The organism is Winogradskyella epiphytica, from assembly GCF_003217215.1.
Lineage (GTDB): Bacteria > Bacteroidota > Bacteroidia > Flavobacteriales > Flavobacteriaceae > Winogradskyella > Winogradskyella epiphytica.
The window spans coordinates 107,291-130,601 of record NZ_QJTD01000004.1 but is presented as its reverse complement, the minus strand read 5'-3'; the positions used below and the strand labels follow the sequence as shown (position 1 = coordinate 130,601).

Annotated in this window: 23 protein-coding genes; 3 read left to right on the top strand and 20 right to left on the bottom strand. The window is 37.2% G+C overall.

The window, feature by feature from the left end; translation table 11 throughout:
- Positions 1–14: 14 nt before the first annotated feature.
- The 3 genes from DFQ11_RS10735 to DFQ11_RS10725 all read right to left on the bottom strand — a co-directional run bounded on the left by DFQ11_RS10735 (position 15) and on the right by DFQ11_RS10725 (position 4,793).
- Positions 15–2,069: an alpha-ketoacid dehydrogenase subunit alpha/beta gene (locus DFQ11_RS10735; RefSeq protein WP_110475886.1), complete on the bottom strand. Its 2,055-nt coding sequence runs from the start codon at positions 2,067–2,069 to the stop codon at positions 15–17.
- Positions 2,070–2,314: 245 nt separating this feature from the next.
- Positions 2,315–3,376, bottom strand: a complete 1,062-nt coding sequence (locus DFQ11_RS10730) for a branched-chain amino acid aminotransferase (RefSeq protein WP_110475885.1) — start codon at positions 3,374–3,376, stop codon at positions 2,315–2,317.
- 85 nt (positions 3,377–3,461) lie between these two features.
- Positions 3,462–4,793, bottom strand: a complete 1,332-nt coding sequence (locus DFQ11_RS10725; protein ID WP_110475884.1) for a dihydrolipoamide acetyltransferase family protein — start codon at positions 4,791–4,793, stop codon at positions 3,462–3,464.
- A 165-nt stretch (positions 4,794–4,958) separates the two neighbouring features.
- Between DFQ11_RS10725 and DFQ11_RS10720 the strand changes: the two genes are divergently transcribed.
- Entirely contained in the window at positions 4,959–5,441 is a 483-nt protein-coding gene (locus DFQ11_RS10720; RefSeq protein ID WP_110475883.1) for an Lrp/AsnC family transcriptional regulator, read from the top strand.
- 49 nt (positions 5,442–5,490) lie between these two features.
- Here DFQ11_RS10720 and DFQ11_RS10715 read toward each other — a convergent pair whose 3' ends face one another.
- The 16 genes from DFQ11_RS10715 to DFQ11_RS10640 all read right to left on the bottom strand — a co-directional run bounded on the left by DFQ11_RS10715 (position 5,491) and on the right by DFQ11_RS10640 (position 21,058).
- On the bottom strand, positions 5,491–6,831 hold the full coding sequence (locus DFQ11_RS10715) for a phenylacetate--CoA ligase family protein (RefSeq protein ID WP_110475882.1): 1,341 nt from the start codon (positions 6,829–6,831) through the stop codon (positions 5,491–5,493).
- Positions 6,832–6,842: 11 nt separating this feature from the next.
- Positions 6,843–7,442 (bottom strand): acyltransferase, encoded by a 600-nt coding sequence (locus DFQ11_RS10710; protein WP_110475881.1) that lies wholly within the window; start codon positions 7,440–7,442, stop codon positions 6,843–6,845.
- A 111-nt stretch (positions 7,443–7,553) separates the two neighbouring features.
- The gene (locus DFQ11_RS10705) at positions 7,554–8,306 is read right to left on the bottom strand and encodes an enoyl-CoA hydratase/isomerase family protein (RefSeq protein ID WP_092132343.1); all 753 of its coding nucleotides are present in this window, start codon (positions 8,304–8,306) and stop codon (positions 7,554–7,556) included.
- A gap of 95 nt (positions 8,307–8,401) precedes the next feature.
- Entirely contained in the window at positions 8,402–10,903 is a 2,502-nt protein-coding gene (gene paaZ / locus DFQ11_RS10700) for a phenylacetic acid degradation bifunctional protein PaaZ (protein ID WP_110475880.1), read from the bottom strand.
- 175 nt (positions 10,904–11,078) lie between these two features.
- Complete coding sequence (gene pcaF / locus DFQ11_RS10695; RefSeq protein ID WP_110475879.1) at positions 11,079–12,293, bottom strand: 3-oxoadipyl-CoA thiolase; 1,215 nt, start codon at positions 12,291–12,293, stop codon at positions 11,079–11,081.
- A gap of 99 nt (positions 12,294–12,392) precedes the next feature.
- The gene (gene ypfJ, locus DFQ11_RS10690) at positions 12,393–13,253 is read right to left on the bottom strand and encodes a KPN_02809 family neutral zinc metallopeptidase (protein ID WP_110475878.1); all 861 of its coding nucleotides are present in this window, start codon (positions 13,251–13,253) and stop codon (positions 12,393–12,395) included.
- Positions 13,254–13,272: 19 nt separating this feature from the next.
- Entirely contained in the window at positions 13,273–13,686 is a 414-nt protein-coding gene (locus DFQ11_RS10685) for a hotdog fold thioesterase (RefSeq protein ID WP_110475877.1), read from the bottom strand.
- A gap of 13 nt (positions 13,687–13,699) precedes the next feature.
- Positions 13,700–14,080: a four helix bundle protein gene (locus DFQ11_RS10680; protein ID WP_110475876.1), complete on the bottom strand. Its 381-nt coding sequence runs from the start codon at positions 14,078–14,080 to the stop codon at positions 13,700–13,702.
- Positions 14,077–15,234 carry a 3-hydroxyacyl-CoA dehydrogenase NAD-binding domain-containing protein gene (locus tag DFQ11_RS10675; RefSeq protein WP_110475875.1) on the bottom strand — a complete coding sequence of 386 codons (1,158 nt, stop codon included), beginning with the start codon at positions 15,232–15,234 and terminating at the stop codon, positions 14,077–14,079. Before DFQ11_RS10675 ends, DFQ11_RS10680 begins: the two co-directional genes overlap by 4 nt.
- Positions 15,235–15,341: 107 nt before the next feature.
- Positions 15,342–16,127 carry an enoyl-CoA hydratase-related protein gene (locus tag DFQ11_RS10670; protein WP_092132323.1) on the bottom strand — a complete coding sequence of 262 codons (786 nt, stop codon included), beginning with the start codon at positions 16,125–16,127 and terminating at the stop codon, positions 15,342–15,344.
- A gap of 72 nt (positions 16,128–16,199) precedes the next feature.
- Complete coding sequence (paaD, locus tag DFQ11_RS10665; RefSeq protein WP_110475874.1) at positions 16,200–16,700, bottom strand: 1,2-phenylacetyl-CoA epoxidase subunit PaaD; 501 nt, start codon at positions 16,698–16,700, stop codon at positions 16,200–16,202.
- Positions 16,701–16,839: 139 nt separating this feature from the next.
- Positions 16,840–17,592: a 1,2-phenylacetyl-CoA epoxidase subunit PaaC gene (gene paaC / locus DFQ11_RS10660; RefSeq protein WP_110475873.1), complete on the bottom strand. Its 753-nt coding sequence runs from the start codon at positions 17,590–17,592 to the stop codon at positions 16,840–16,842.
- A gap of 132 nt (positions 17,593–17,724) precedes the next feature.
- A complete protein-coding gene (gene paaB / locus DFQ11_RS10655; RefSeq protein ID WP_072348749.1) occupies positions 17,725–18,012 on the bottom strand; it encodes a 1,2-phenylacetyl-CoA epoxidase subunit PaaB in 288 nt (95 codons plus the stop codon).
- A gap of 90 nt (positions 18,013–18,102) precedes the next feature.
- Positions 18,103–19,059: a 1,2-phenylacetyl-CoA epoxidase subunit PaaA gene (gene paaA / locus DFQ11_RS10650; protein WP_229791281.1), complete on the bottom strand. Its 957-nt coding sequence runs from the start codon at positions 19,057–19,059 to the stop codon at positions 18,103–18,105.
- Between the two features lie 210 nt (positions 19,060–19,269).
- Complete coding sequence (locus tag DFQ11_RS10645; RefSeq protein ID WP_110475872.1) at positions 19,270–20,343, bottom strand: 2Fe-2S iron-sulfur cluster-binding protein; 1,074 nt, start codon at positions 20,341–20,343, stop codon at positions 19,270–19,272.
- Positions 20,344–20,488: 145 nt separating this feature from the next.
- On the bottom strand, positions 20,489–21,058 hold the full coding sequence (locus DFQ11_RS10640; RefSeq protein ID WP_110475871.1) for a TetR/AcrR family transcriptional regulator: 570 nt from the start codon (positions 21,056–21,058) through the stop codon (positions 20,489–20,491).
- A 182-nt stretch (positions 21,059–21,240) separates the two neighbouring features.
- On the opposite strand from DFQ11_RS10640, the gene DFQ11_RS10635 reads away from it, so the two are divergent.
- Entirely contained in the window at positions 21,241–21,549 is a 309-nt protein-coding gene (locus DFQ11_RS10635) for a rhodanese-like domain-containing protein (RefSeq protein WP_110475870.1), read from the top strand.
- 3 nt (positions 21,550–21,552) lie between these two features.
- Here DFQ11_RS10635 and DFQ11_RS10630 read toward each other — a convergent pair whose 3' ends face one another.
- Positions 21,553–22,176, bottom strand: a complete 624-nt coding sequence (locus DFQ11_RS10630) for a DUF4230 domain-containing protein (RefSeq protein ID WP_110475869.1) — start codon at positions 22,174–22,176, stop codon at positions 21,553–21,555.
- A gap of 227 nt (positions 22,177–22,403) precedes the next feature.
- Here DFQ11_RS10630 and DFQ11_RS10625 point away from each other — a divergent pair, with 227 nt between their 5' ends.
- Positions 22,404–23,174: a hypothetical protein gene (locus tag DFQ11_RS10625; protein ID WP_110475868.1), complete on the top strand. Its 771-nt coding sequence runs from the start codon at positions 22,404–22,406 to the stop codon at positions 23,172–23,174.
- The last annotated feature ends 137 nt before the right edge of the window (positions 23,175–23,311 follow it).

Below are 23,311 nucleotides of genomic sequence, written 5' to 3'. Positions count from 1 at the left end.
ATTCAGATAGCTGATTAATAATTAAGTAGCTCCTGAATTTTTTCCTTTACTTTTTCTGTTGAAGGAATCATAGTTTCTTCTAAAACTGAATTCAATGGAATCGCAGGCATATTCTCACTTCCAATAGTCATCACCGGTGCATCTATAAATTTGAAGCATTTTTCCTGAATCTTACCAGCTAAGGCTCTAGCAAAACTATTATTCGAAGGCTCCTCAGTCACCACTAAACATTTTCCTGTCTTCTTCACAGATTTCATTACAGTATCTTCATCTAATGGAAACAACGTACGTAAATCAATCACTTCAATTTGATCTTGCATACCAAGTTCAGCTGAAGCATTCATTGCCCAGTGCACTCCCATTCCGTAGGTAACTATAGTCATAGTTTCTACACTTTCTCGTTTCCATATTTCTTGAAGCACCCATGCTTTACCAAACGGCAACACATAATCTTCACTTGGCTCTATTGAAGTTGCTCCTTGTGTTCCTGGAACCTTAGACCAATACAAACCTTTATGTTCTAAAATTACTACTGGATTTGGATCGTAATAAGCGGCTTTCATTAAGCCTTTTAAGTCGGCACCATTACTTGGATATGCAATTTTAATACCGCGAATATTAGTAATTACACTTTCTACCGAAGATGAATGATAAGGTCCACCACTACCATAAGCACCAATTGGCACACGTAGAATCATGCTTACTGGCCATTTTCCATTAGATAAATAACAGCTTCTACTGACTTCGGTAAATAACTGATTTAATCCTGGCCAAATATAATCGGCAAACTGAACCTCAACAATCGGCTTTAGTCCAACGGCTGACATACCAACGGTTGAGCCAACTATAAATGCTTCCTGAATTGGTGTATTAAACACACGATCATCACCAAATTTTTGCGCTAAGGTTGCGGCTTCTCTAAACACACCACCTAAGCGACCTCCTACGTCTTGACCATAGAGTAAACATTCTTTATGTTGTTTCATGAGCTCTTCAACAGCAAACAAAGCACAGTCTACCATAACCACTTTATCTGCACCTTCCGGTGAACGTGTTCCTTTTTCTTCAGTGATTGGAGTCGGTACAAAGTCGTTTGTAAATAAATCTTCTGGTTTTGGATCTTCGGCTTTTAACGCTTTTTCAAAGTCCGACTGAACATCCGCCTTAGCAGAGTTCTCTATGTCTTCAACTTCTTTTTCAGAAAAACCATTATCCAATAATTGTTGCTTTAAAACCGGATAGGGATCTCTTGTGCATGCTTCATCTAGATCATCTCTATACCATTCCATGCGCACACCAGAAGTATGGTGATTTAATAACGGAACCTTAGCATGAATCAAGAATGGTCGTCTTTCTTCACGCATAGTTTTTATTACTTTTTCTACAGCTTCATAGCTCTCAATAAAGTTAGCACCATCAATAGATATGGCCTCTAAACCCTTGAAACCTTTAGCATATTCAAATGCATCTTGAGCACGAGTTTCGGCTGCATTAGCTGAAATATCCCAACCATTATCTTGAACTAAATAAAGTATTGGCAATTTCTTTAATACAGCCATTTGGAAAGCTTCAGCAATTTCACCTTCGGTAACAGAAGCGTCACCTAAAGAACATACACTAATGGGTTTTAAAGACTTTGAGTCATCATCTCCCATTCCTTGCAACTCTTTATATTGTATTCCCATAGCAACTCCTGTTGCTGGAATAGCTTGCATTCCTGTTGCTGAAGATTGATGTGGAATTTTAGGTTTGTCATCATCCTTTAAACTTGGATGTGCATAATAAGTTCTACCTCCTGAAAACGGATCATCTTTTTTAGCTAATAATTGCAACATTAAATCATAAGGCTTTAAACCGAACGATAATAACATAGCATCATCTCTGTAATATGGAAAAGCATAATCTTGAGGTAATAATTGCATACCTAAAGCAATCTGAATCGCTTCATGTCCTCGAGAGGTTGCATGTACATATTTTGAAACCAATTTAAAATTAGCTTCATACAGCTCTGCCATAGCCTTAGCTGTGCAGAGTTTTGAAAATCCTGTTTTTAGAATGTCTTTTTTCATATTATAATTAGTGTCAGATTAAGCTCGAAGCGTCTCATTAGATTCTTCGTTTTGCCTTGAATGACATTTTATTTATATTTCTTTTTCAGATTCCTATTAGCCTAAGCATTACCAAGCTTTATCAGATGGAATCTAGTTTCTTTGGAGCAACTTCCGCGTTAGGGATTGAGGCTTTGTTGGAGCTCCTCGCAGAGAGCGACTGCCGAAAGCCCGACCCTTGTGGTAACGCCCAAATTCTTATAAACCTAGGCTTTATCTACCTTGGTCATCCAACCAAATTTATCTTCTAACTGACCTGTTTTAATAGCGTTTAGCGTGTCGTTAACTTCTAAAGCTACAGGGCTTTCATCTGAAACATGAATGGTTTCATCCTCTAGTCCAATTTCTTGGATGTAAGCAATACCTACAGCGGTTCCTGTTCCGAATGCTTCTTCTAGACTTCCGTTTTCTGAAGCTTCTTTAATTTCATCGATCGTGATTTTACGCTCGGTAACTTTAAAATTCATAGAACGCAACATATCGATAACACTTGCTCTAGTGATTCCGTGTAACACAGAACCATCAAGGTTTGGCGTGATAAATTCTCCATTGATTTTGAAGAATATGTTCATAGTACCAACTTCCTGAATATATTTATGTTCTGCTGCGTCTAACCAAAGTACTTGGTCGTAGCCTTTTGCTTTTGCTAATTCGGTTGGAAGTACTGCTGCTGCGTAGTTTCCGGCTGCTTTAGCTTCTCCTGTTCCACCATGAGCGGCACGGATATATTGTTTTTCGGCCCATAATTTAATGCGCTTACTATACAGTGCTTGTGCTGGCGATGCCATGATGATAAACTTGTAATGTGTTGCTGCACGCATCCCAATAAAAGCCTCATCGGCATACATAAAAGGTCTTAAATATAAAGCGCTTCCTTCTGTTGGAGGAATCCAATAATGATCTATAGAAATTAATTTTTTAAGTCCTTCAACAAAAATTTCTTCTGGTAATTCAGGCATTCCCATACGCGTTGCACTTTCGTTTAAACGTTTTGCATTTTGCTCTGGTCTGAATAACATTGGCTTACCATCGGTATCCTTATAAGCTTTCATTCCTTCGAAAATTGCTTGTCCGTAATGCAAAGCCATTGCTGCAGGATGCGTTGGAATTAATCCCATAGGTACTACTCTTGCATCTACCCACTCGCCATTATCATAATCGCAAATGAACATGTGATCTGTAAATGTAGTTCCTAAAGGAATGTTGTTAAAATCTAATTGGTCAACTTTTGATTTTTCTACTTTATCAACTGTAATCTTGTACTTCATATTTTTATTTTTTTCATTTCGAAAAACGAAATAATACTGTATTAATTTTATTGAAATTCTTCGCTAGGACGGGAATAACAATATATTATATTTCTCTGTTTATATCAAATTGCTCAAAGTAATCGGCAACACGACGAACGAAGCTTCCTCCTAAAAATCCATCGACTACCCTGTGGTCAAAAGATAAGGATAAATACATCATGCTACGAATAGCAATTTCGTCTCCTTTTTCGGTTTCAATAACTTCTGCACGTTTCTTTATAATTCCTAAAGCTAAAATAGCAACTTCTGGTTGGTTGATAATTGGTGTTCCCATAACAGACCCGAATGTACCAACATTAGAAATGGTAAATGTGCTTCCTTTAATATCATCTCCAGCCAACTTGTTTTCTCTGGCTTTTCCTGCAAGTTCATTTACATTAGAAGCTAGGGTTTTTAAATCCTTAGTATCAGCATTTTTTACCACTGGAACAATTAAGTTTCCACTAGGAAGTGCTGTTGCCATACCAATATTAACATCCTCTTTCACAATGATGCTATTACCATCTACCGAAGCATTTATATTTGGAAAATCTTTTACTGCTTTCGCTACAGCCTCCACAAACAATGGTGTAAATGTTAATCGTTCACCATATTTTTCTTGGAATGCTACTTTATTAGCATTTCTCCAATTTACCATATTCGTTAAATCGGCTTCCACATAAGCAGTTACGTGAGGCGATGTGTGTTTTGAATACACCATATGATCGGCAATCATTTGACGCATTCTATCCATTTCAACCACTTTTCCTTTGCCCTTATCGAAGGTCAATTGAGGTATACGATAGGCTGTTGGGTCTTGAGTAACTGGCTGAGCGAATTTATAAGGTCTGCCGTCTTCGATATATTGAAATAAATCACTCTTACGTAAACGACCTTCGTGACCCGTAGCTGGAATTCGTGCCAATTCTTCAAAACTAATATGTTGCTCTTTAGCAATTGAGATGATTAAAGGCGAAAAGAATGTATTACTATTTGAAACTGAAAATGAATTTGTCGTTGAAACTGAATGTTGAGGCGTTGGTTTTGGTCGCTCAACCTTCTTCTGCTTTGCAGGAGCTTTGCTTTTGTTTTGAGCTGGACTCTCCTTTTTTGAAGATTTTACCTCTCCTGAAACTTCCAGAATAGCGATCACCTCTCCAACTGGCACGACATCTTTAGCCTGAAACATCGTTTTCTTCAATGTTCCCGAAGCTGGCGCAGGCACTTCATTATCAACTTTATCTGTAGCGACTTCTAAGATGATATCGCCTTCTTCAAAAGTATCCCCTTCATTAACTAACCAATTGATGATTGTTCCTTCGGTAATACTTTCACCCATTTTGGGCATCTTAAGTTCGTATATTCCTGCTTTGGCAGAAACCTCTTTGTCTTTCATCTCTGATTTTTATTAAAGGAATAAAGATAATAAAAGATGATGCTTACACCTGTTAACAACTTCTAAATATATTTTAAAAAGAAAATTATTCTTATGATTCTACACTTTAAAGATTATATTTCTTTATTACCTTTGAATATCGCTTTTTAAAAACATAATTTTCTTATGCAGCCCACACTTGACAAAATAGACACCAAGATTTTAGAGATTCTTCAAAAAAATAGTAACCGCACCACCAAAAGCATCGCTACTGAATTGGGAATGACCACCTCACCTATTTTTGAGCGGATAAAAAAACTTGAAAAAGAAGGTTATATAGAAAAATATGTTGCCGTACTAAACAATAAAAAGATTGGTTTAAAACTGACTGTATTTATTGGTATCACCCTACAAGGCCATACACGAAGCTATTTAGAAAAGTTCGTTAAAGAGATTAACAAATTTCCTGAGGTTATTGAGTGCCATCGTGTTAGCGGTAATTTTGATTATTTATTAAAGTTAGTCGTTGAAGATATTGAAGCTTACGAAACATTCATTATATCGAAACTAACCTTACTTCCTTACTTAGGGAATGTACAGAGTTTGATTGCTTTATCAACCAGCAAAGAAACTAATGAGATAGATTTGAGTAGAATTATTAAAATATAAAAAAAGCCTAAGTCGTTACTTAGGCTTTTTTTGTACTTCTTAAGAAGTCTTATAAATTTCTTAAATCGACTATTCGGTTTAGTTTTCCGCCTTCACTTTTAGGAATGGAATCACAACAACATAAAGTCACCTGCATACTTAAACCAACTTTATCTCTAATATTCTTTTTTAATTGATTTGTCATTTCCATTAAAGCTGAATTCTTTACGATTTCATCTTTAACAAATCCGTTACCTAAACCTATTTTTACTTGGAAATCAGTACTTGTTTCCACCTTTACTTCTACTTGATCTGTAAGCCCTTGTTTTGTTACCACCAACTGATAATTTGGTGCTAGTTCGGTATATTCTGTAAAGATTTCTTCAATTTGTGTATGGAATAAATTCACACCTCGAATGATTAACATATCATCGGCACGACCTTTTAATTTACCCATTTTTATGTGGGTTCTAGAGGTGCTATGATCGTACGACAGACTACAAATATCGTTTGTCCAATATCTAAGAAATGGCATCGCTTCTTTAGACAGTGTCGTAAACACAAGCACGCCTTCCTCTCCGTAAGGAAGAGGTTCTCCCGTATCTTTATCTACAATTTCTGGAAAGAAATGATCTTCCCAAACATAACTTCCTGTTCCTTGTTCATCCCAAGCTTCTTGCGAAACTCCAGGTCCGATTATTTCACTTAGACCGTAAATATTAGTTGCTTTTACACCTAACGACGATTCTATATCTGTTCTTATCGCTTCGGTCCATGGTTCGGCACCAAGAATAGCATATTTTAAGTTGATATCTGATTTACTCAAGTTTCGCTTTTCCAATTCACTTGCAATGGTTTGCGCATAAGACGGTGTACAACAAATAACTTCCGGTTTAAAATCTTGTAATAGGGTAATTTGCCTATCGGTCATCCCCACAGAAACAGGAACCACAGACATCCCTAATTGTTCTGCTCCATAATGAATTCCGATACCTCCGGTAAATAATCCGTAACCATAACTGTTGTGCATTTTCATTCCTGGTTTGGCACCTCCTGCAGCCAATGACCGCGCCACCACTTCAGAAAAAATATTTAAGTCTTTCTTGGTATATGCTACTACGGTAGGTTTCCCTGTAGTACCACTAGAGCAATGAATTCGCGCTAGCTGAGTTTCGGGCACTGTTAAAAACCCAAAGGGATATTGATCTCTTAAATCTGTTTTTTTGGTAAATGGTAATTTATGAATATCATCAATTGATTTTATCGATGACACATCGATACCAGATTTATCAAATAGATCTTTATAAAATGGCACTGTTTTATATACGCGATTTACAAGGTTTACCAAGCGTTCGCTTTGCAGCTTCCTAAGTTTTACAAGAGGAAGCGTTTCTATTTCTTTATTATACATGATGAGATGTCTTAATTATTCTTTCTAAAATCTTGTAGCGTTTTATAAAAATCCTCTTGCTTGGGTAAGTCTTTTGGAACTTCTCTTAAAGGTTCTACAGCCTCTAGGGTCTCGTGACAGTCGGCAGGTAATTGCTGATATAACTTGGTACCTGCAGTTTTCCAAGAGATCATATCATCACTCACCTCTTTTACTACTTTCGCTGGATTGCCGACTACTAAACTACGTCTTGGTATTTTTGTTTCTGCTTTTACAAAGGCCATAGCTCCTACAATGCATTCATCTCCTATTTCGGCATCATCCATAATAACAGAATTCATTCCGATAAGGCAGTTTCTACCTAAGTTAGCCCCATGAATTATAGCACCATGCCCCACATGAGCACTTTCTTTTAAGATAATAGATTTCCCTGGAAACATATGGACTGTACAGTTTTCTTGTACATTCACTCCGTCTTCCAAGATAATTTGTCCCCAATCACCACGAATGGCAGCGCCTGGTCCGATGTAACAGTTCTTTCCAATAATGACATTGCCAGTAACTGCGGCTAAGGGATGTACAAAACTACTTTCATGTACAACAGGTGTGTAGCCTTTGAATTTGTAAATCATATATTAGTTTTTAGTGGGGAGTATTTAGAGAGTAGGACATAGAGGGTAAATAGTTAAGATTAGACTATTCATCCACTCTGTACTATCTACCCACTATTCTCTACTCACTAATTATTTATAGGTCTTTAATTTTTCTTTTGTGAATTCTGAAAGCACTAAAGTTCCACTAGTTGCAGCACGTTCTGCTAACAGCGTATCCCAATCTTCCGTTCCTTTCCAGAAAATCGCTTTCATTTCTTTAATCGCTTCTGGATTGTAGGTACATAAGTGCTCCGCTGTTGCTTTTACAGCCTCGTCTAAAGCTTCTGTAGAATCGTAAACTTGTGTATAAAGTCCTTTTTGTTGTGCCCAGTCTGCAGGGTAAAATGAGTTGGCATCAATTGCGATTTGCGACATGGCGCTTAATCCCATTTTACGCTCTATAGCTGGTCCGACTACGAATGGTCCGATACCAATATTTAATTCACTTAATTTTATGGCAGCAAATTTCGATGCCATACAATAATCGGTTGATGCTGCTAAACCAACACCACCTCCTACGGTTTTACCTTGCACTCGACCGATAATAAATTTCGGACATTTGCGCATGGCATTAATAACATTTGCAAACCCTGAAAAGAAAACCTTTCCTGTTGCTGCATCGTTGATGTTGATTAATTCATTAAAACTTGCTCCGGCACAGAAGGTTCTATCGCCTCCACTCTTAAGAACAATCACTTTGATGTCATCGTTAGTTCCCGCGTCGGTAATTGTTTGTGCTAATTTTGCTAAAATATCTCCCGGTAGAGAGTTGTGTGCAGGATGAAAAAATTCTATATATCCTACTTCGTTTTGTATGTCTAGTTTAACATAAGGTTGACTCATCTTAATATATTTTTTGTCTTTCCTGCGAAAGCAGGAGTCCATTTTATGATTATTACTTTTTCTTTAAAGATTCCTGCATACGCAGAAATGACAGACTAAATTAATCCGAATTGCTCGAAATGGTGGTTTAAATGTTTACGCTCTAATAAATACCACTCGTATCTATTTAAATCTCCAAAAACCATGTTTGTTAAAACGGCATCTGGATTTTCTTTATAGAAGGCAACATAAGCCTCTCTTGCTTCAAAGAATTTTGCCTTTGCTGTTTCGAAATCTGGATGTTTTAAATCTTCTAACTCTTCTTTTTTATACGTTGGGAAACTCGTTCCTTTTGGAAATTTCTCGTAGTTGTATAATGAATTATGAACTTTCTCAACGATTTTTTCCGGAGTAACACATTCGGTTACTTTAATTTCTCCTGAAGCTAATCTGTAACCTTCTTCAAGGTGTTCTAAAAGATGCTGAGGCGTTAGAATTCCCCATTTCGGTTTAAAATCTTCTTTTAATTTTGAAAGGCATTCTTTGATTTTATCTTCGGTCATTTCAACAAAAACCTCTTGCTTTTTCTCAACCATCGTTAAGATTGTTGCAAAGGCCACCATTTCGTCGGTTAAGGCATCAAAAACCTCAACGTACCATTTTACGATTCCGCTTGGGTGTTCTGCTGAAGCCACATCACGATCAATTTTTTGCTTACAAGTTAAACGCACATAGATCGTGTCGTTGTGGTATAGCGGACGAAGGAATCTACATTCTTCCAATCCGTAGTTTGCTGCTACAGGCCCTTTATTAGGATAAACAAATAAACCGGCTGCTGCTGCTATAATGAAATAGCCGTGTGCTGTTCTTTTTTCAAAAATACTACCGTCTAAAGAGGTGGTATCGGTATGTGCATAGAAATGATCCCAAGTAAGATTCGCGAAGTTGATAATATCAGAATCTGTTAATGTACGGTTATGCGTTTTAAGCGACATACCCGCTTTGATATCTTCCCAGTGGTATTTAAATGGATGCTGTTCTGCTTCCTTATACTCTGCATTTTGCTGATAAATACCTGTAATTTCTGTTAATGTGGTTGGTGAACCTTGAATGGCTGTACGTTGTAAATAGTGTTTTATACCACGCATTCCACCCATTTCTTCTCCTCCACCAGCACGTCCTGGACCACCGTGCACTAAGTTTGGTAATGGTGAACCATGGCCTGTACTTTCTTTAGCCATATCACGGTTTATCACTAAAATTCGTCCGTGGTGACTTGCCGCATTAACCACATAGTCCTTAGCTACTTTATTATCGTAAGTGGCGATAGAAGATACTAACGATCCTTTACCCATTTGCGCTAATGTAATGGCTTCGTCCAAGTTTTTATATGGCATTATAGTACTGACTGGTCCGAAAGCTTCGGTTTCGTGTACTGCTAAATTTGTAAACGGATGATCTTCACGAAGTAAAATCGGACTTAAGAATGCGCCTTTTTTAGCATCGGCACCAATCGTCTCAATCTTATCTAAATCACCATAAACAATACTTGCTGTTTTAGATAGTTCTTGAACACGCTCTCTCACTTCGGTTACTTGGTCTTTACTCACCAAAGCTCCCATGCGAACCTCTTTTAATCTTGGGTCACCAATAGTTACTTTAGACAAGGCTTTACCTAGGGCAATTTGAACATCTTCAACCAAATTTTGCGGTACAATTATTCTACGGATAGCCGTACATTTTTGTCCACATTTCACAGTCATTTCATTTCTTACCTCTTTAATAAACAGGTCGAATTCTGGCGTTCCAGGAATAGCATCTTCTCCTAAAACAGATGCGTTTAATGAATCAGCTTCCATATTAAATGGCACAGACTCGTCAATAATTCGCTTATGAGATTTTAATAAACGTCCCGTTGTTGCCGAACCGGTGAAGGTCACGACATCTTGAGATTCTACGGTATCTAAAATCGTTCTTGCCGAACCGGTAATAAGTTGCAGTGCGCCTTCTGGTAAAATTCCAGAAGCTATAATTTCACGAACAACAGCTTCGGTTAGAAACGAGGTGTTTGTTGCTGGTTTTACTACAGCAGGCACACCGGCCATCCAGTTCGTAGCACATTTTTCTAACATTCCCCAAACCGGGAAGTTAAAAGCATTAATATGAACAGCAACTCCTTTTTTAGGCACCATAATATGATGCGCCATAAAGCGACCACCACGAGACAAATCGATAGCATCACCTTCTACGTGATACGACTGATTTGGAAATAATTTACGTAGCGATGCATTGGCAAATAGGTTTCCGAAACCACCTTCAATATCTATCCAGCTATCTACTTTTGTTGCCCCTGTTCTATAACTTAATTCGTAAAAAGCGGCTTTCTTTTTCATAAGATAAAGCGCCAGACTTTTTAGCATATTTCCACGTTCTTGAAACGTCATTTTACGTAGTTTTTCACTACCTTTTGTTCTTCCGTAGTGAAGAATTTCGCCAAAATCTAGACCTTGCGTATCCGATAAGGCAACTACTTCTCCTGTAATAGCGTCAAACATTGGAACACCTTCACCTGTACCTTCTGTCCATTTTCCGTTGACGTAATTTTGTATTTTTTTCATTACTTACTATTTTATCTTACTCCGATGTACTTTCGTGAACAGATACATCGGAATGCTATTTAAACTATTAAACCGTTCTTTTGCGTTAGCGATTAAACGGTGTGTTTGAGCTCTCCAGACTTTTGGGTCTGGAAGCGAGTAGTGCAAGCGCGACCCTTGTGGTAACGCCCAAATACTACAGATTTACGTTTTCGATAACCGCTGCATAACCTTGACCAACACCAATACACATGGTTACTAAAGCATAACGTTTTTTCTGCTCGTTCAATTCTAGAGCTGCAGAATAAGTGGTTCTCGCACCGGTAACACCTAGTGGGTGACCAATGGCGATAGCACCTCCATTAGGATTTAACCTCGGGTCGTTGTCTTTTAATCCCCACGCACGCGTACACGCTAAAGCTTGAGCAGCAAAGGCCTCGTTAAGTTCGATAACATCCATATCGTCCATTGTTAAACCTGCTTTTTCTAGGGCTTTATTAGACGCTTCTACAGGACCGATACCCATAATTCTTGGCTCTACTCCTACAACTGCAGAACTTACGATTCTTGCTAGCGGTTTAAGGTTATATTTTTTTACGGCATCTCCAGAAGCAATGATTGTTGCTACTGCACCATCGTTTAATCCTGAAGAGTTTCCTGCGGTTACACTTCCGCCTTCTTTTTTAAACGCTGGACGTAATTTTGCCAGCACCTCTAAAGAACTCGTAGGTTTTACGAATTCATCTTTTGAAAATTGAATCGGGTCTTTTTTACGCTGTGGAATTTCTACGGTAACAATCTCCTTTGCCAATCTTCCGTTTTCTTGAGCTTTGGTTGCTTTTTGCTGACTCCAAAGTGCGAACTTATCTTGGTCTTCTCTTGATATATTATATTTCTCTACTAGGTTTTCGGCAGTGTTTCCCATACCATCTGTCCCGTACATCTCGTTCATTTTCGGGTTTACAAAACGCCATCCGAAACTAGAGTCGTACATTTTAGAATCGTTTCCAAAAGCACTAGAAGGTTTAGCGATAACGTATGGCCCGCGGGTCATATTTTCTACACCACCAGAAATAAACAAGTCGCCATCTCCAGCTTTGATCGCTCTATTAGCGTGAATGATTGCTGATAACCCTGAACTACATAATCGGTTCACCGTTTCTCCTGGAACCGTAAAAGGAAGGCCTGCTAAAAGCGCTGACATTCTCGCTACGTTACGATTATCTTCTCCTGCTTGGTTAGCACAACCCATAATCACATCGTCGTAAGCATCACTTGGTATGTTTGGATTACGTTTGACAATTTCTTTGATTACAATAGCTCCTAAATCGTCTGTTCGTACAGCAGATAAAGTACCTTTGTAATTTCCTATTGGTGTTCTGATTCCGTCTATTATATAAGCTTCTTTCATAATCTTTTATTCTTCTCAGCAGCTGAGCATTTTAATATTATAATTTTTTATTTTGGATTCCGTAGCCCGTACGAAATACCAATGGTATACATCTAAAATTTAATTCAGAATAGCAGAAAAGGTATCACCTTGTCTCATATCCCCTGTTTTAAAGCCTTTCATAAACCACTCCATACGTTGCTCTGAAGTCCCATGAGTAAAGCTATCTGGAGAAACCGTTCCTCTTGTACGCTTTTGAATGGCATCATCTCCAACTGCATTGGCAGCACTTAGAGCTTCTTCGATATCTCCTTCTTGTAAATATTTTCTATTGTGATGCGCCCAAACACCTGCATAGAAATCGGCCTGCAATTCCTGGGCTACAGAAAGTCTGTTTGCTTCTACTTTACTCGATTGAGACTGCAACTGTCGTACTTTGTTGGACGTTCCTAATATGGTTTGAATATGGTGACCAATCTCATGTGCTGTAACATAAGCGATAGCAAAGTCGCCTCCCTTAGCACCGAAACGCGATTTGAGTTCGTTGAAAAAGACTAAATCCATATACACTTTTTGATCTCCTGGGCAATAAAATGGTCCTGAAGCGGAACTTGCGCTTCCACAAGCCGTATTCACAGCATCACTGAACAATACCATTTTAGGTTCTTTGTATTCCCCTAAATTATATTCTCTAAAAAGTTGAGTCCATATATCTTCTGTATCTGCCAATACGGTAGCCATAAAATCACCCATAAGTTGTTCTTCTTGGGTTAATTCTCTTTGCTCTACCTGCTGAACCGTTTGACTATTACCTACTTGTTCTATAATTGGAGCTATTTGCTTTCCTGTTTCACCACCAAAAAGCTGTAAGAGAATCACAACAACGGCGACCAAACCACCACCTGCTGCAATTTTACCTTTAGACCCCATACCACGACGGTCTTCTAAGTTTCCACTTTTTCTTCTACCTTGCCATTTCATATATTAATAGTTTTATGGTTTATTCCCAGTCTTTTTGCGTTCTATAAGCAACCCCTTTAAAAAGAGCTACTAATTCGTCTCCACGTTTTACTTCAATAATATTAAAGCCCAATCTGTTTTTTACATTTTCAATTACGGACTCGGCCACTAAATAATCCCCTTCGTTTAAGGCTTCAATATGATTAATACTCGTTTCGATAGAAACGGCATATTTACCATGGGTATTCGCTGCAAAACCGAAGGCGGTATCTGCTAATGAATAACTGATGCCACCATGGGCTTTTCCCATACTATTAAGCATTTCCTTTCTAACGGTCATCCCTACTTTGCAACGTCCTAATTCACATTCTAGGATTTCGATTCCTAGCCATTGACTATAGGCGTCTTGGCTGAGCATCTTTTTAGGTATGAGGTGTGAGGTAATAGGTTTCATTCGTTATTTAAAATTATATATTAATTCTTTTGAAAATTATTGCACGTAAAGTTGTTATCATTTTTGATAATTCGGTGATTAATCTTCTATTTTCCTCATCTTCTTCAGTCGTAATATAGTTTCTTAACCAAGCTTTAGAACTACAAGCAATACATTCATGTGCACTATACCAGGCGTTACCTAAATAATTATGAAACTGTTTATCAGAACCGCTTGCCCCCTCTGCTATATTCAGAGCTATAGAATCTGCCGCTCTTTTAAATTGTGATGTCAACTCAAATCGTTCATCTTTAGGAAATTTCTTTGTTTGTACATTAACAACTTCTCCAAATTCCATTGCGGTTGTATAAATCGCTAATTCCTCAAATTTGAAATGATACTTGGACCTCCTCATACCCCAAACCTATTACCTTTTTTCTTCATTCGTCTTAACAACGGACTACAACGGTATCTGTCTTCGTGGTATTCGTTATATAAATCGTCTAATTTTGACACGCACCAATCGATGCCTTTCTCATCTGCCCAAGCCAATAGCCCTTTTGGGTAGTTAACCCCTTTAGTCATGGCATTGTCAATATCTTCGGCTGAAGCGATGTTTAAAAACAAGGCATCTGCCGCTTCGTTGATTAGCATCACCAATACTCTATCGAATATTTGATTTGCTAATTCTTTATCTTGTTTTGGTTCTGGTTTTACAGCACCTTCAGAATAATCATAATATCCCTTTCCTGATTTTCTTCCTAGGTAGCCTGCTTCTGAAAAGCGTTTTTGTGTAAAAGATGGCTTATATCTCGGATCGAAATAGAAGGCCGTAAATACGGTTTCGGTAACGGTATAATTCACATCATTTCCAATGAAATCCATGAGTTCGAATGGTCCCATTCTAAAACCACCAACCTGTTTCATTGCATCATCAATCGTTGCAAAGTCAGCTATACCTTCCTCGTAAATTCGTAATGCTTCACCATAAAATGGACGTGCTACTCTATTCACGATAAACCCAGGAGTGTCTTTAGCAACAGCGACTGTTTTTTTCCAATCGCTAATGGTTTGTATGGACTTTTCAAGAACTTCTTTTGAGGTTTGAATTGCAGGAATAACCTCTACCAGCTTCATTAATGGTGCTGGATTAAAAAAGTGAATCCCAACACAACGTTCAGGCTTTTGAAGTGATGAGGCAATGGAAGCGATAGACAAACTAGAGGTGTTGGAAGCGATAATACAATCGTCTGCAACATAAGACTCTAATTCTGAAAATACTTTTTTCTTAATGTCAAGGTTTTCAATAATAGCTTCGATGGTTAGGTTTGAATCTGCTAAACTTTTCAATTCAACGACATAAGAAATATTCGATTGAATTCTGTTTTTTTCTGCAGAATCCATTCTACCTTTCTCGATTAAACGAGATAATATTTTCTCAAGAGACGCCTTAGCTTTATCTAAAGCCGCTTGATTGGTATCGTATAATTTCACTTGGCAACCAGCAGTAGCAGCAACTTGCGCTATGCCACTTCCCATGGTTCCTGAACCTATAATTCCTACGTTCATGTTTTATATTTTTATTGTGGATTCCTATCTGCGTAGGAATAACAAATCTGTTTATTTAATTATATTATCGAATTTAAGTTGCGGGAAGCAACCTTATTCGAACTTTCTTATTTCCCTTTAAACTCAGGTTTTCTTTTTTCAATAAAAGCAGAAACTCCTTCAGCATAATCTTCTGTTTGTGCCGCTTCAATCTGTAATTTAGATTCTAATGCTAATTGTTGCTCTAAGGTATTTGTCATCGAGCTATTGAATAACTCTTTGATTAAGCCTAAAGCTTTTGTTGGCATATTAGCGAGTTTCAATGCAAGTTTATTTACTTCTTCATCGAAGCTTTCTAAAGGAATCATTTTATAAATCATTCCCATTTTCTCAGCTTCTTCAGCAGAAATCTTATCTCCTAACATAGCTAACGCTTGTGCTTTTTGAAAACCGATTAATCGCGGTAAGAAGAAGGTTCCTGCACTATCAGGAACTAAACCTATTAAGCTAAAAGCTTGAATGAAGCTCACTTTTTCATGAGCCACTACAATATCACAGGCTAATGCAATATTTGCTCCTGCACCAGCTGCCACACCGTTTATAGCGCCTATAATTGGTTTTTTAATATTTCGGATTCTGGTAATTATAGGATTGTAATGTTCTTCGAGGATTTTTTTGAATCCCGGATTTAACTCAGGACTGGTCACTTCTTTTAAATCTTGACCTGCACAAAATGCTTTTCCGTTCCCGGTTAAAACCATGGCTCTAACTTCCGGGTTGTTTTCACAGTCGTCTAAAACACTTTGCAAACGCAAAGCCATTTCGCGATTAAAACTATTGAAAACTTCTGGCCTGTTTAGAGTAATGAAGGCGATTTTGTTTTCGATTTTTAATTCGATTGAATTATTGCTCATACCTTATATTTTGTTTGTCATAAAAAAAAGGGATGGTCTTAAAGAAGATTTTCCCTTCGTTTTAAATAACTTTTATTTTAAACATTTAAAATAGTCGAACGGCTCTTGGCAGTCATCACACTGAAATTGTGCTTTACACGCTGTTGAACCAAACTGACTGACTAATCGTGTGTTTTGCGAACCACAATTGGTACACTTAACAATACGTTTTCCGTGCAGCAATACATCTTTATCGGCTTCCGGCCCAAGAGGTGCTGCAATTCCGTAATCTTCTAATGCTTTTCTACCTCGTGGCGTAATCCAATCGGTGGTCCAAGCTGGATGCAGAATTAATTCTACTTCAGAATCGTAACCTGCGTGTTTTAAAGCCGCTTTAATATCATCACCAATAACGTCCATTGCAGGACAGCCGCTGTAGGTTGGTGTGATTTGCACTTTAACTTTATTATTTTCGATAACTGCAGAACGTACCACACCCATATCCATAATAGATAGGACAGGAATTTCAGGATCTGAAACTTGCTCCAAGATTGGAACTAAGATGTCGTCTATATTTTGTTCTGTTGTTGTCATTTGTTGTTGAAATTGAAATTGAAATTGAATTCGAAGTTAAAAATTCACATCTGGCGTTTCAGCTTCGTGTTCGATTTCGTTATTCTATTTTCTTTGTATCATGAGATTCTTCGCTTTCGCTCTGAATGACATTTCTGTTTTACCATTCCATATTTGGGTAAGCACGTTGCATGTATTGCAGTTCTGCCAACAAATAGCCCATATGTTCTGTATGAATACCTTTTTTACCTCCTTTTTGGAAGTATTTAGATTCTGGTGTTTCTAAAGTCGCTTCGGTTAAAACTTCGTTTACTTTTTCGTAATAGGCGTCTTTTAGCTTGGTAACATCTACACCTATTCCTTCTGCAACCATAGCTTTATCGGCCTTCGTTTGATGGAATAATTCATCGGTATAGGTCCATAAATCGTTTATAGCTTCTTGTATTTTGGCTTTACTTTCTGCTGTACCATCACCTAAACGCTTCATCCAATCTGAAGTAAATCGCTCATGGTAACGCACTTCTTTAATACATTTTTTCGCAATTGCAGAAAGTGTTAAGTCTTTACTTTTCTCTAATTCTGTAAGGAATAATAAGTGGTATACATCAAAAAGAAAGTGACGTGCTATGGTATAAGCAAAGTCTGTATTTGGTTGTTCTACCAATAAGACATTTACATACTCACGCTCTTGACGAAGCATGGCAATATCATCTTCTGTTCTACCATCACCTGCTAATTTTGATGCATATTGAAAATAGCTACGCACCTGCCCGAATAAATCTAATGAGATATTCGTACACGCGATATCGGTTTCTAAACTTGGACCATGGCCACATAGTTCTCCCATGCGCTGACCAAGGATTAAGCTGTTATCTGCTATTCCAAGTATGTAATTATATAAGTTTTGTTTCATGTTGAAATTGAAATTGAAATTGAAATCGAAATCCCTTCAATTTATATTTTTAATTCTTGTGACAATAATTCTAATAAGCTGATCATTTTCATTTTTCAATTTAGCTAAATCAGCTTCAAGTTCGGTTTGCCTTTACATGTGCTTCACTTCGTCTGGTAAATCGTAAAACGTTGGGTGGCGGTATACTTTATCTTGAGCAGGCTCAAACATTTCGCCATTATGCTCTGGGTTTGATGCTGTAATATTTTTTGATTCTACAACCCAAATACTTACGCCTTCATTTCTTCTTGTATATACATCACGTGCATTTTCTAGAGCCATATCTGCATCTGCAGCGTGAAGACTACCAAAATGTCTGTGTTCTAATCCGTTTTTACTTCTTACGAAGACTTCCCAAAGAGGCCAGTTTTTTGTTGACATATTATTTATATATTAAATTGAAATTGAACTCTCACTTGCCTTTCGAAATGTATTCGATTTGCAGTGTAAGATCATTTTCAAGTTCTTTTTTTAGATTACTTGTTTTTTCTTTCTTTCCTGTGATTTTTCTGCATAAGCCATAGCTGCATCACGAACCCATTCTCCGCGCTCCCATGCTCCTACTCTAGCTTTCATACGTTCTTTGTTACATGGTCCGTGGCCTTTAACCACTTGCCAAAACTCGTCCCAGTTAATTTCACCGAAATCGTAGCTTCCGCGTTCTTCGTTCCATTTTAAATCTGGATCTGGAATGGTTAAACCTAAAATATCGGCTTGTGGCACTGTTTGATCTATAAACTGCTGACGCAGATCGTCATTAGATTTTCTTTTCAGTTTCCATTTCATAGATTGTTCTGTGTGAACAGACTCTGCATCTGTAGGTCCAAGCATCATTAATGCTGGCCACCACCAACGGTTTAGGGCATCTTGCGCCATTTCCTTTTGTTCTGGCGTACCATTACTAAGTTTTAGCATGATTTCGAAGCCTTGTCTTTGGTGGAAACTTTCTTCTTTACATACACGAATCATCGCTCTTGCATACGGTCCGTAAGAGGTATTACAAAGTGGCACTTGGTTAATAATGGCTGCACCATCTACCAACCAACCAATGGCTCCCATATCTGCCCAAGTAATTGTTGGGTAGTTAAAAATGGAAGAGTATTTAGCTTTTCCGGTATGGAGTTGCTCGTACATTTCGTCTCGTGAAATCCCAAGAGTTTCTGTTGCCGAATACAAGTAGAGTCCGTGACCAGCCTCATCTTGTACTTTAGCAAGAAGCGCTACTTTACGTCTTAAAGATGGCGCTCTGGTAATCCAGTTACCTTCTGGAAGCATCCCTACAATTTCGGAATGTGCGTGTTGCGACATTTGACGAATATGTGTTTTACGGTATTTTTCTGGCATCCAGTCTTTAGGTTCGATTTTCTCGTCTCTTGCGATACGTTCTTCGAATTGTTTTTCTAGATTTTTTATTTGTTCTTCACTCATAATAGTAGCTTTTCGCTCTGGGCTCATCGCCTTTCGCTTATTGAACTTATTTTTATTTTAATTAGAAACCGGACTTGTAAAAATCACTGATTTCTGATTATGCCTTTTGTAGGCTGATTAGTGCGTTAGGGATTGAGGCTTTGTTGGAGCTCCTCGTAGAGAGCGACTGCCGAAAGCCCGACCCTTTAGGGTAACGCCCAAATGTTTATATTAAACGTCGAAATCGACAACAACTTTTTCTGTAGTTGGTACCGCCTGACAGCTAAGCACCAAGTTTTGTGACACCTCTTTATCGTCTAAAGCGTAATTGATTTTCATCTCTACCGCGCCATCCACGACCTTACATTTACAGGTGCTACACACCCCACCTTTACAGGCAAAAGGTAAATCGGCACCAGCACCTAAGGCAGCATCTAAAATATTGTCGTACTCCTTGGTCATGGTGAATGCGAATTCTTTACCGCCATCGACGATAGTGACTTCTACGCCTTCTACATTTTGTTTGGCTAGACGCTCAGCACGTTTGATATCTTCTTCTGAAAGTCCGGTAACAAACAGCTCGAAATGCACCAATTCTTTAGGCAGACCGGCGTTGATTAAATAATCACTTACATAATGTACCATCTTTTCTGGACCACATAGAAATACTTCGCTAGTGTCTGGAATATCGATGAATGTTTTGGTGAGGACTTGCATTTTTTCATCATCAAAACGTCCGTTAAACAATTCGATATCGCGACGCTCTTTGGTTAAGAAATAATAAATTTCTAATCTTCCAAAATAGGTATTTCTAAGTTGCTCTAATTCTTCCTTAAAGATAATGGATTTTGCTGTCTTATTCACATAAAACAGTTTACAAGTAGAATTTGGCTCGCCTTGTAAATGCGTTTTTATCATAGACAAAACTGGTGTAATACCAGATCCTGCAGCAAAAAACAAATAGTTTTTAGATTTTTCTACGTTGACCTCCACACCGAAAGTTCCGCTAGGTTTCATGACTTCAAGCGTATCATTTGCCTGAAGTTCATTATTTACAAAGCTTGAAAACTTACCGCCAGGAATTAACTTTACAGCTACCCGCCATTGGTTATCTATTGGACTAGAGCATAAGGAATAAGAACGACGAACGTCTTCTCCGTTAATATCTGCTTTTAAGGTTAAGTGTTGCCCCTGTCTAAACTTAAATACATCTTGTAAGTCTGAAGGGATATCGAAAGTGATTACCGAAGTATCATCGGTTTCTTTATAAATGTCTGCAACTTTTAGTTTGTAAAATTCTGCCATTCTATCTTTAATTCGTTTTTCTAAATTTAGCCATATTCGGCCTGTAAAAGAAAAAGAAACTGTTATGTTAAACTTAAATCTTTAACTAACACTTGTTAGTCTAGCAACAAATCTACAAAAATTATCCATAGAGATTTGTTAAAATTTAAGCATCAATACCTTGAATTAAAATTTGACTTAAACTTTTAGACAAACTATTTATATCTAGATTCTCTTTTTTAGGAATCCACAGATACAATGACCGCAAGGTAGTTAGCATGGAGAAGAGAATAATTTCAGGGTTTTCATTAACGATCTCCTTGTTTTCAATGCCTTTTTTAATAATATCTCTAAAGTCGTCTTCGTAACCATTTCTTAAGGTTAGATAGTGTTGCAATTGGTCACCCAGGTGCATCCAATCATTATTTAGAGATGCCATGCCGTAGGTGTTTTCGCTTGCTAATTTAATATGAAGCTCGACAATATCGGTTAGTTTTTGAGCGGTTGGGGAATTAGAATTTTTAATATTACTCATCTCTTCGGTAAACTGCTCGGCTATGGAGAGAATAATACTATTAAGAAGTTCTTGCTTAGAATTAATATGGTTATATAAACTAGCGGCTTTCATTCCCATTTCTTTTGCCAAATCTCGCATGGTTACAGCACTGTAGCCTTTCTTTTTAAAAAGCTTTGCAGCTACTCTTATAATTTCCTCTTGTCGTGTTTCTGATTTCATTGATATTATAAAGACTTCCTTTTAATGATTCCGGAGTTTTGGAATCGGGTAAAATACATATGTATAAAATGTAAATTTAATAAAAAGAAATCGTGCGGCTTTTCAATTCGTTTTAGTTTAATGTAACTTTGGTTACGGACGCTTCATAAGAGTTTTCGGAAATTTGAATAAAAATTACAATTATGGGAATATTAAGTGCTTTATTTGGGAAGTCGGGTAATAAGGTTGCAGAGTATCTTGACAAAGATGCTGTACTATTAGATGTTAGAAGTCATGGCGAATACCAAAGTGGCCATATTAAATCTGCTGTTCATATTCCATTACCAGAATTAAAGAACAGAATTAAAGAAATCGAAAAACTTAACAAACCTGTTATAGCCTATTGTGCAAGTGGTATGCGATCTGGCAGCGCTACTAACATTCTGAAGTCTAATGGTATTGACGCTATAAATGGCGGCGGCATGAATAGCTTACAAGGTAAGTTAGGATAATCTCTAATCTAAAATAGCTTCAAGTTTTTGCAGTTGATCGAAATTCTCTATAGCATTTTCATGATACTGCAATGTCCAGCCTAGCGAATTGGTTAAAATAAAGAATTTTGAAAGCTCACTAATTAATCGGTTTTGGGCATTTGATTTTAAGTCAGACGCTTCAACCTTTTTCATTAAAGACTTTCTTACCGAGTTTTTAATAGTATTATAATCTTTAGCTTCAAATTGATTTAGAAAATCGGCCTGAACATCGTAATATTCGAATTCAGGACTAATTTTTATTTCTTCTTTAGGAATACTTATAATTCTAAGTGTTTTGTTGGCTTCATCAATTTCGTATTCAATCTTACTTAAATCATAAGCAACTGTGACATCTGCATTGACGACGACCAACGCCTTCTTTTCTGCTGAAATAAAATCACCAAAAATGGCTTTAGAGTTTTTATAGCTGAATACTTCAGAAAAATGACCTTCTGTGACGACTAACTTTCCGACATTTTTAATTTGCTCTTGTATGAGCGCGCTATGCTCTTCAATCACAATTCTATCTTCCTTTTTATCTTCACAATACCTAAACGTAAGTACCACTACTAAGGTAATTATGACACCAAATACTATTTTTCGCATAAGCTAATTTAAACATTTTTTAAGTCAACTCCATGAAACTCCAGCCTAATTAAACCCTGTTTTTCCGTATTATATCGGCGCTGAGTGTACATTATCTATAAAAGATGCAAAACATCCTGATTCTTAACAACTTACCTATTTTCACTCTAAATTAGTATCAATATAAGACATAAGAATAGACTAATTATTCTTTTTAAATATAGCCTCTTATTTAAAACGTGAATATTATGATTAAACTTATAGGTACACTACTAGTTCTGGTTTATAGCATCACTTCATTTAGCCAAAATGCTATATTAATTAAAAACACAAATCCAAAAGCAAAAGAATTACAACAGAGTTTAAATCTAACTAAGGACAGCTTATTATTAGCTAGTGAGAATAAGATCTTAAAGGTAGAAATCTTTAATGAAGACTATGAAAGCTTAGTCGAAGTAGAAGATTATGAAACTCGAATTGGTTTAAACGAATTGCCTGCAGGAGAATTTATTGTTGAAGCTAGGTTAGAAGATAAAATCATAGTTTTTGATATAATAAAACCCGCTTTCACACAAGATTATAGTAGTACAGAACTACTCAACCAAAAGAATGAGGTTGCAGAAGGTAAAGGCATGATGCTAGATGAAGAGTTAAAGGTTATAAAAACCCCACCAAATTATAGCTTAGAATCGATATTAACTGGAAAGAAACGACATGAAAAAACGCGCAAACCACAAAAGTTCTACTGGGTGGTTATGCAAATAAACAATGAAAGTGGTTCTTGTAAAACAATGAAGCTAGTAGATCAAGCCACAGTAGACCGCATGATTCTTAAGCACAAACACGAACTTAATAGTAAATCAGGCAAACTCAATAAATTGATGGTATGGGAGGTTTATGATACATCTAAGTTTATGGCTCAACAAATGTCCGATAAGAATTACTTCTACTCCTTAACATCAGACACATTTAACACGACACCTTACTACAAAACTCATAATGAAATAGCTAACCTGTAACACAAGCCTCTTATAGTGAATTACGTATCAAATATCAACTTTAAGAATACTCTATGACTTACAGAGCTCGTAATATGATCATATCTACCAATATTTTCAAATGAAGTTCATCTAAGAATTCTGTGTTATGCCGAAGT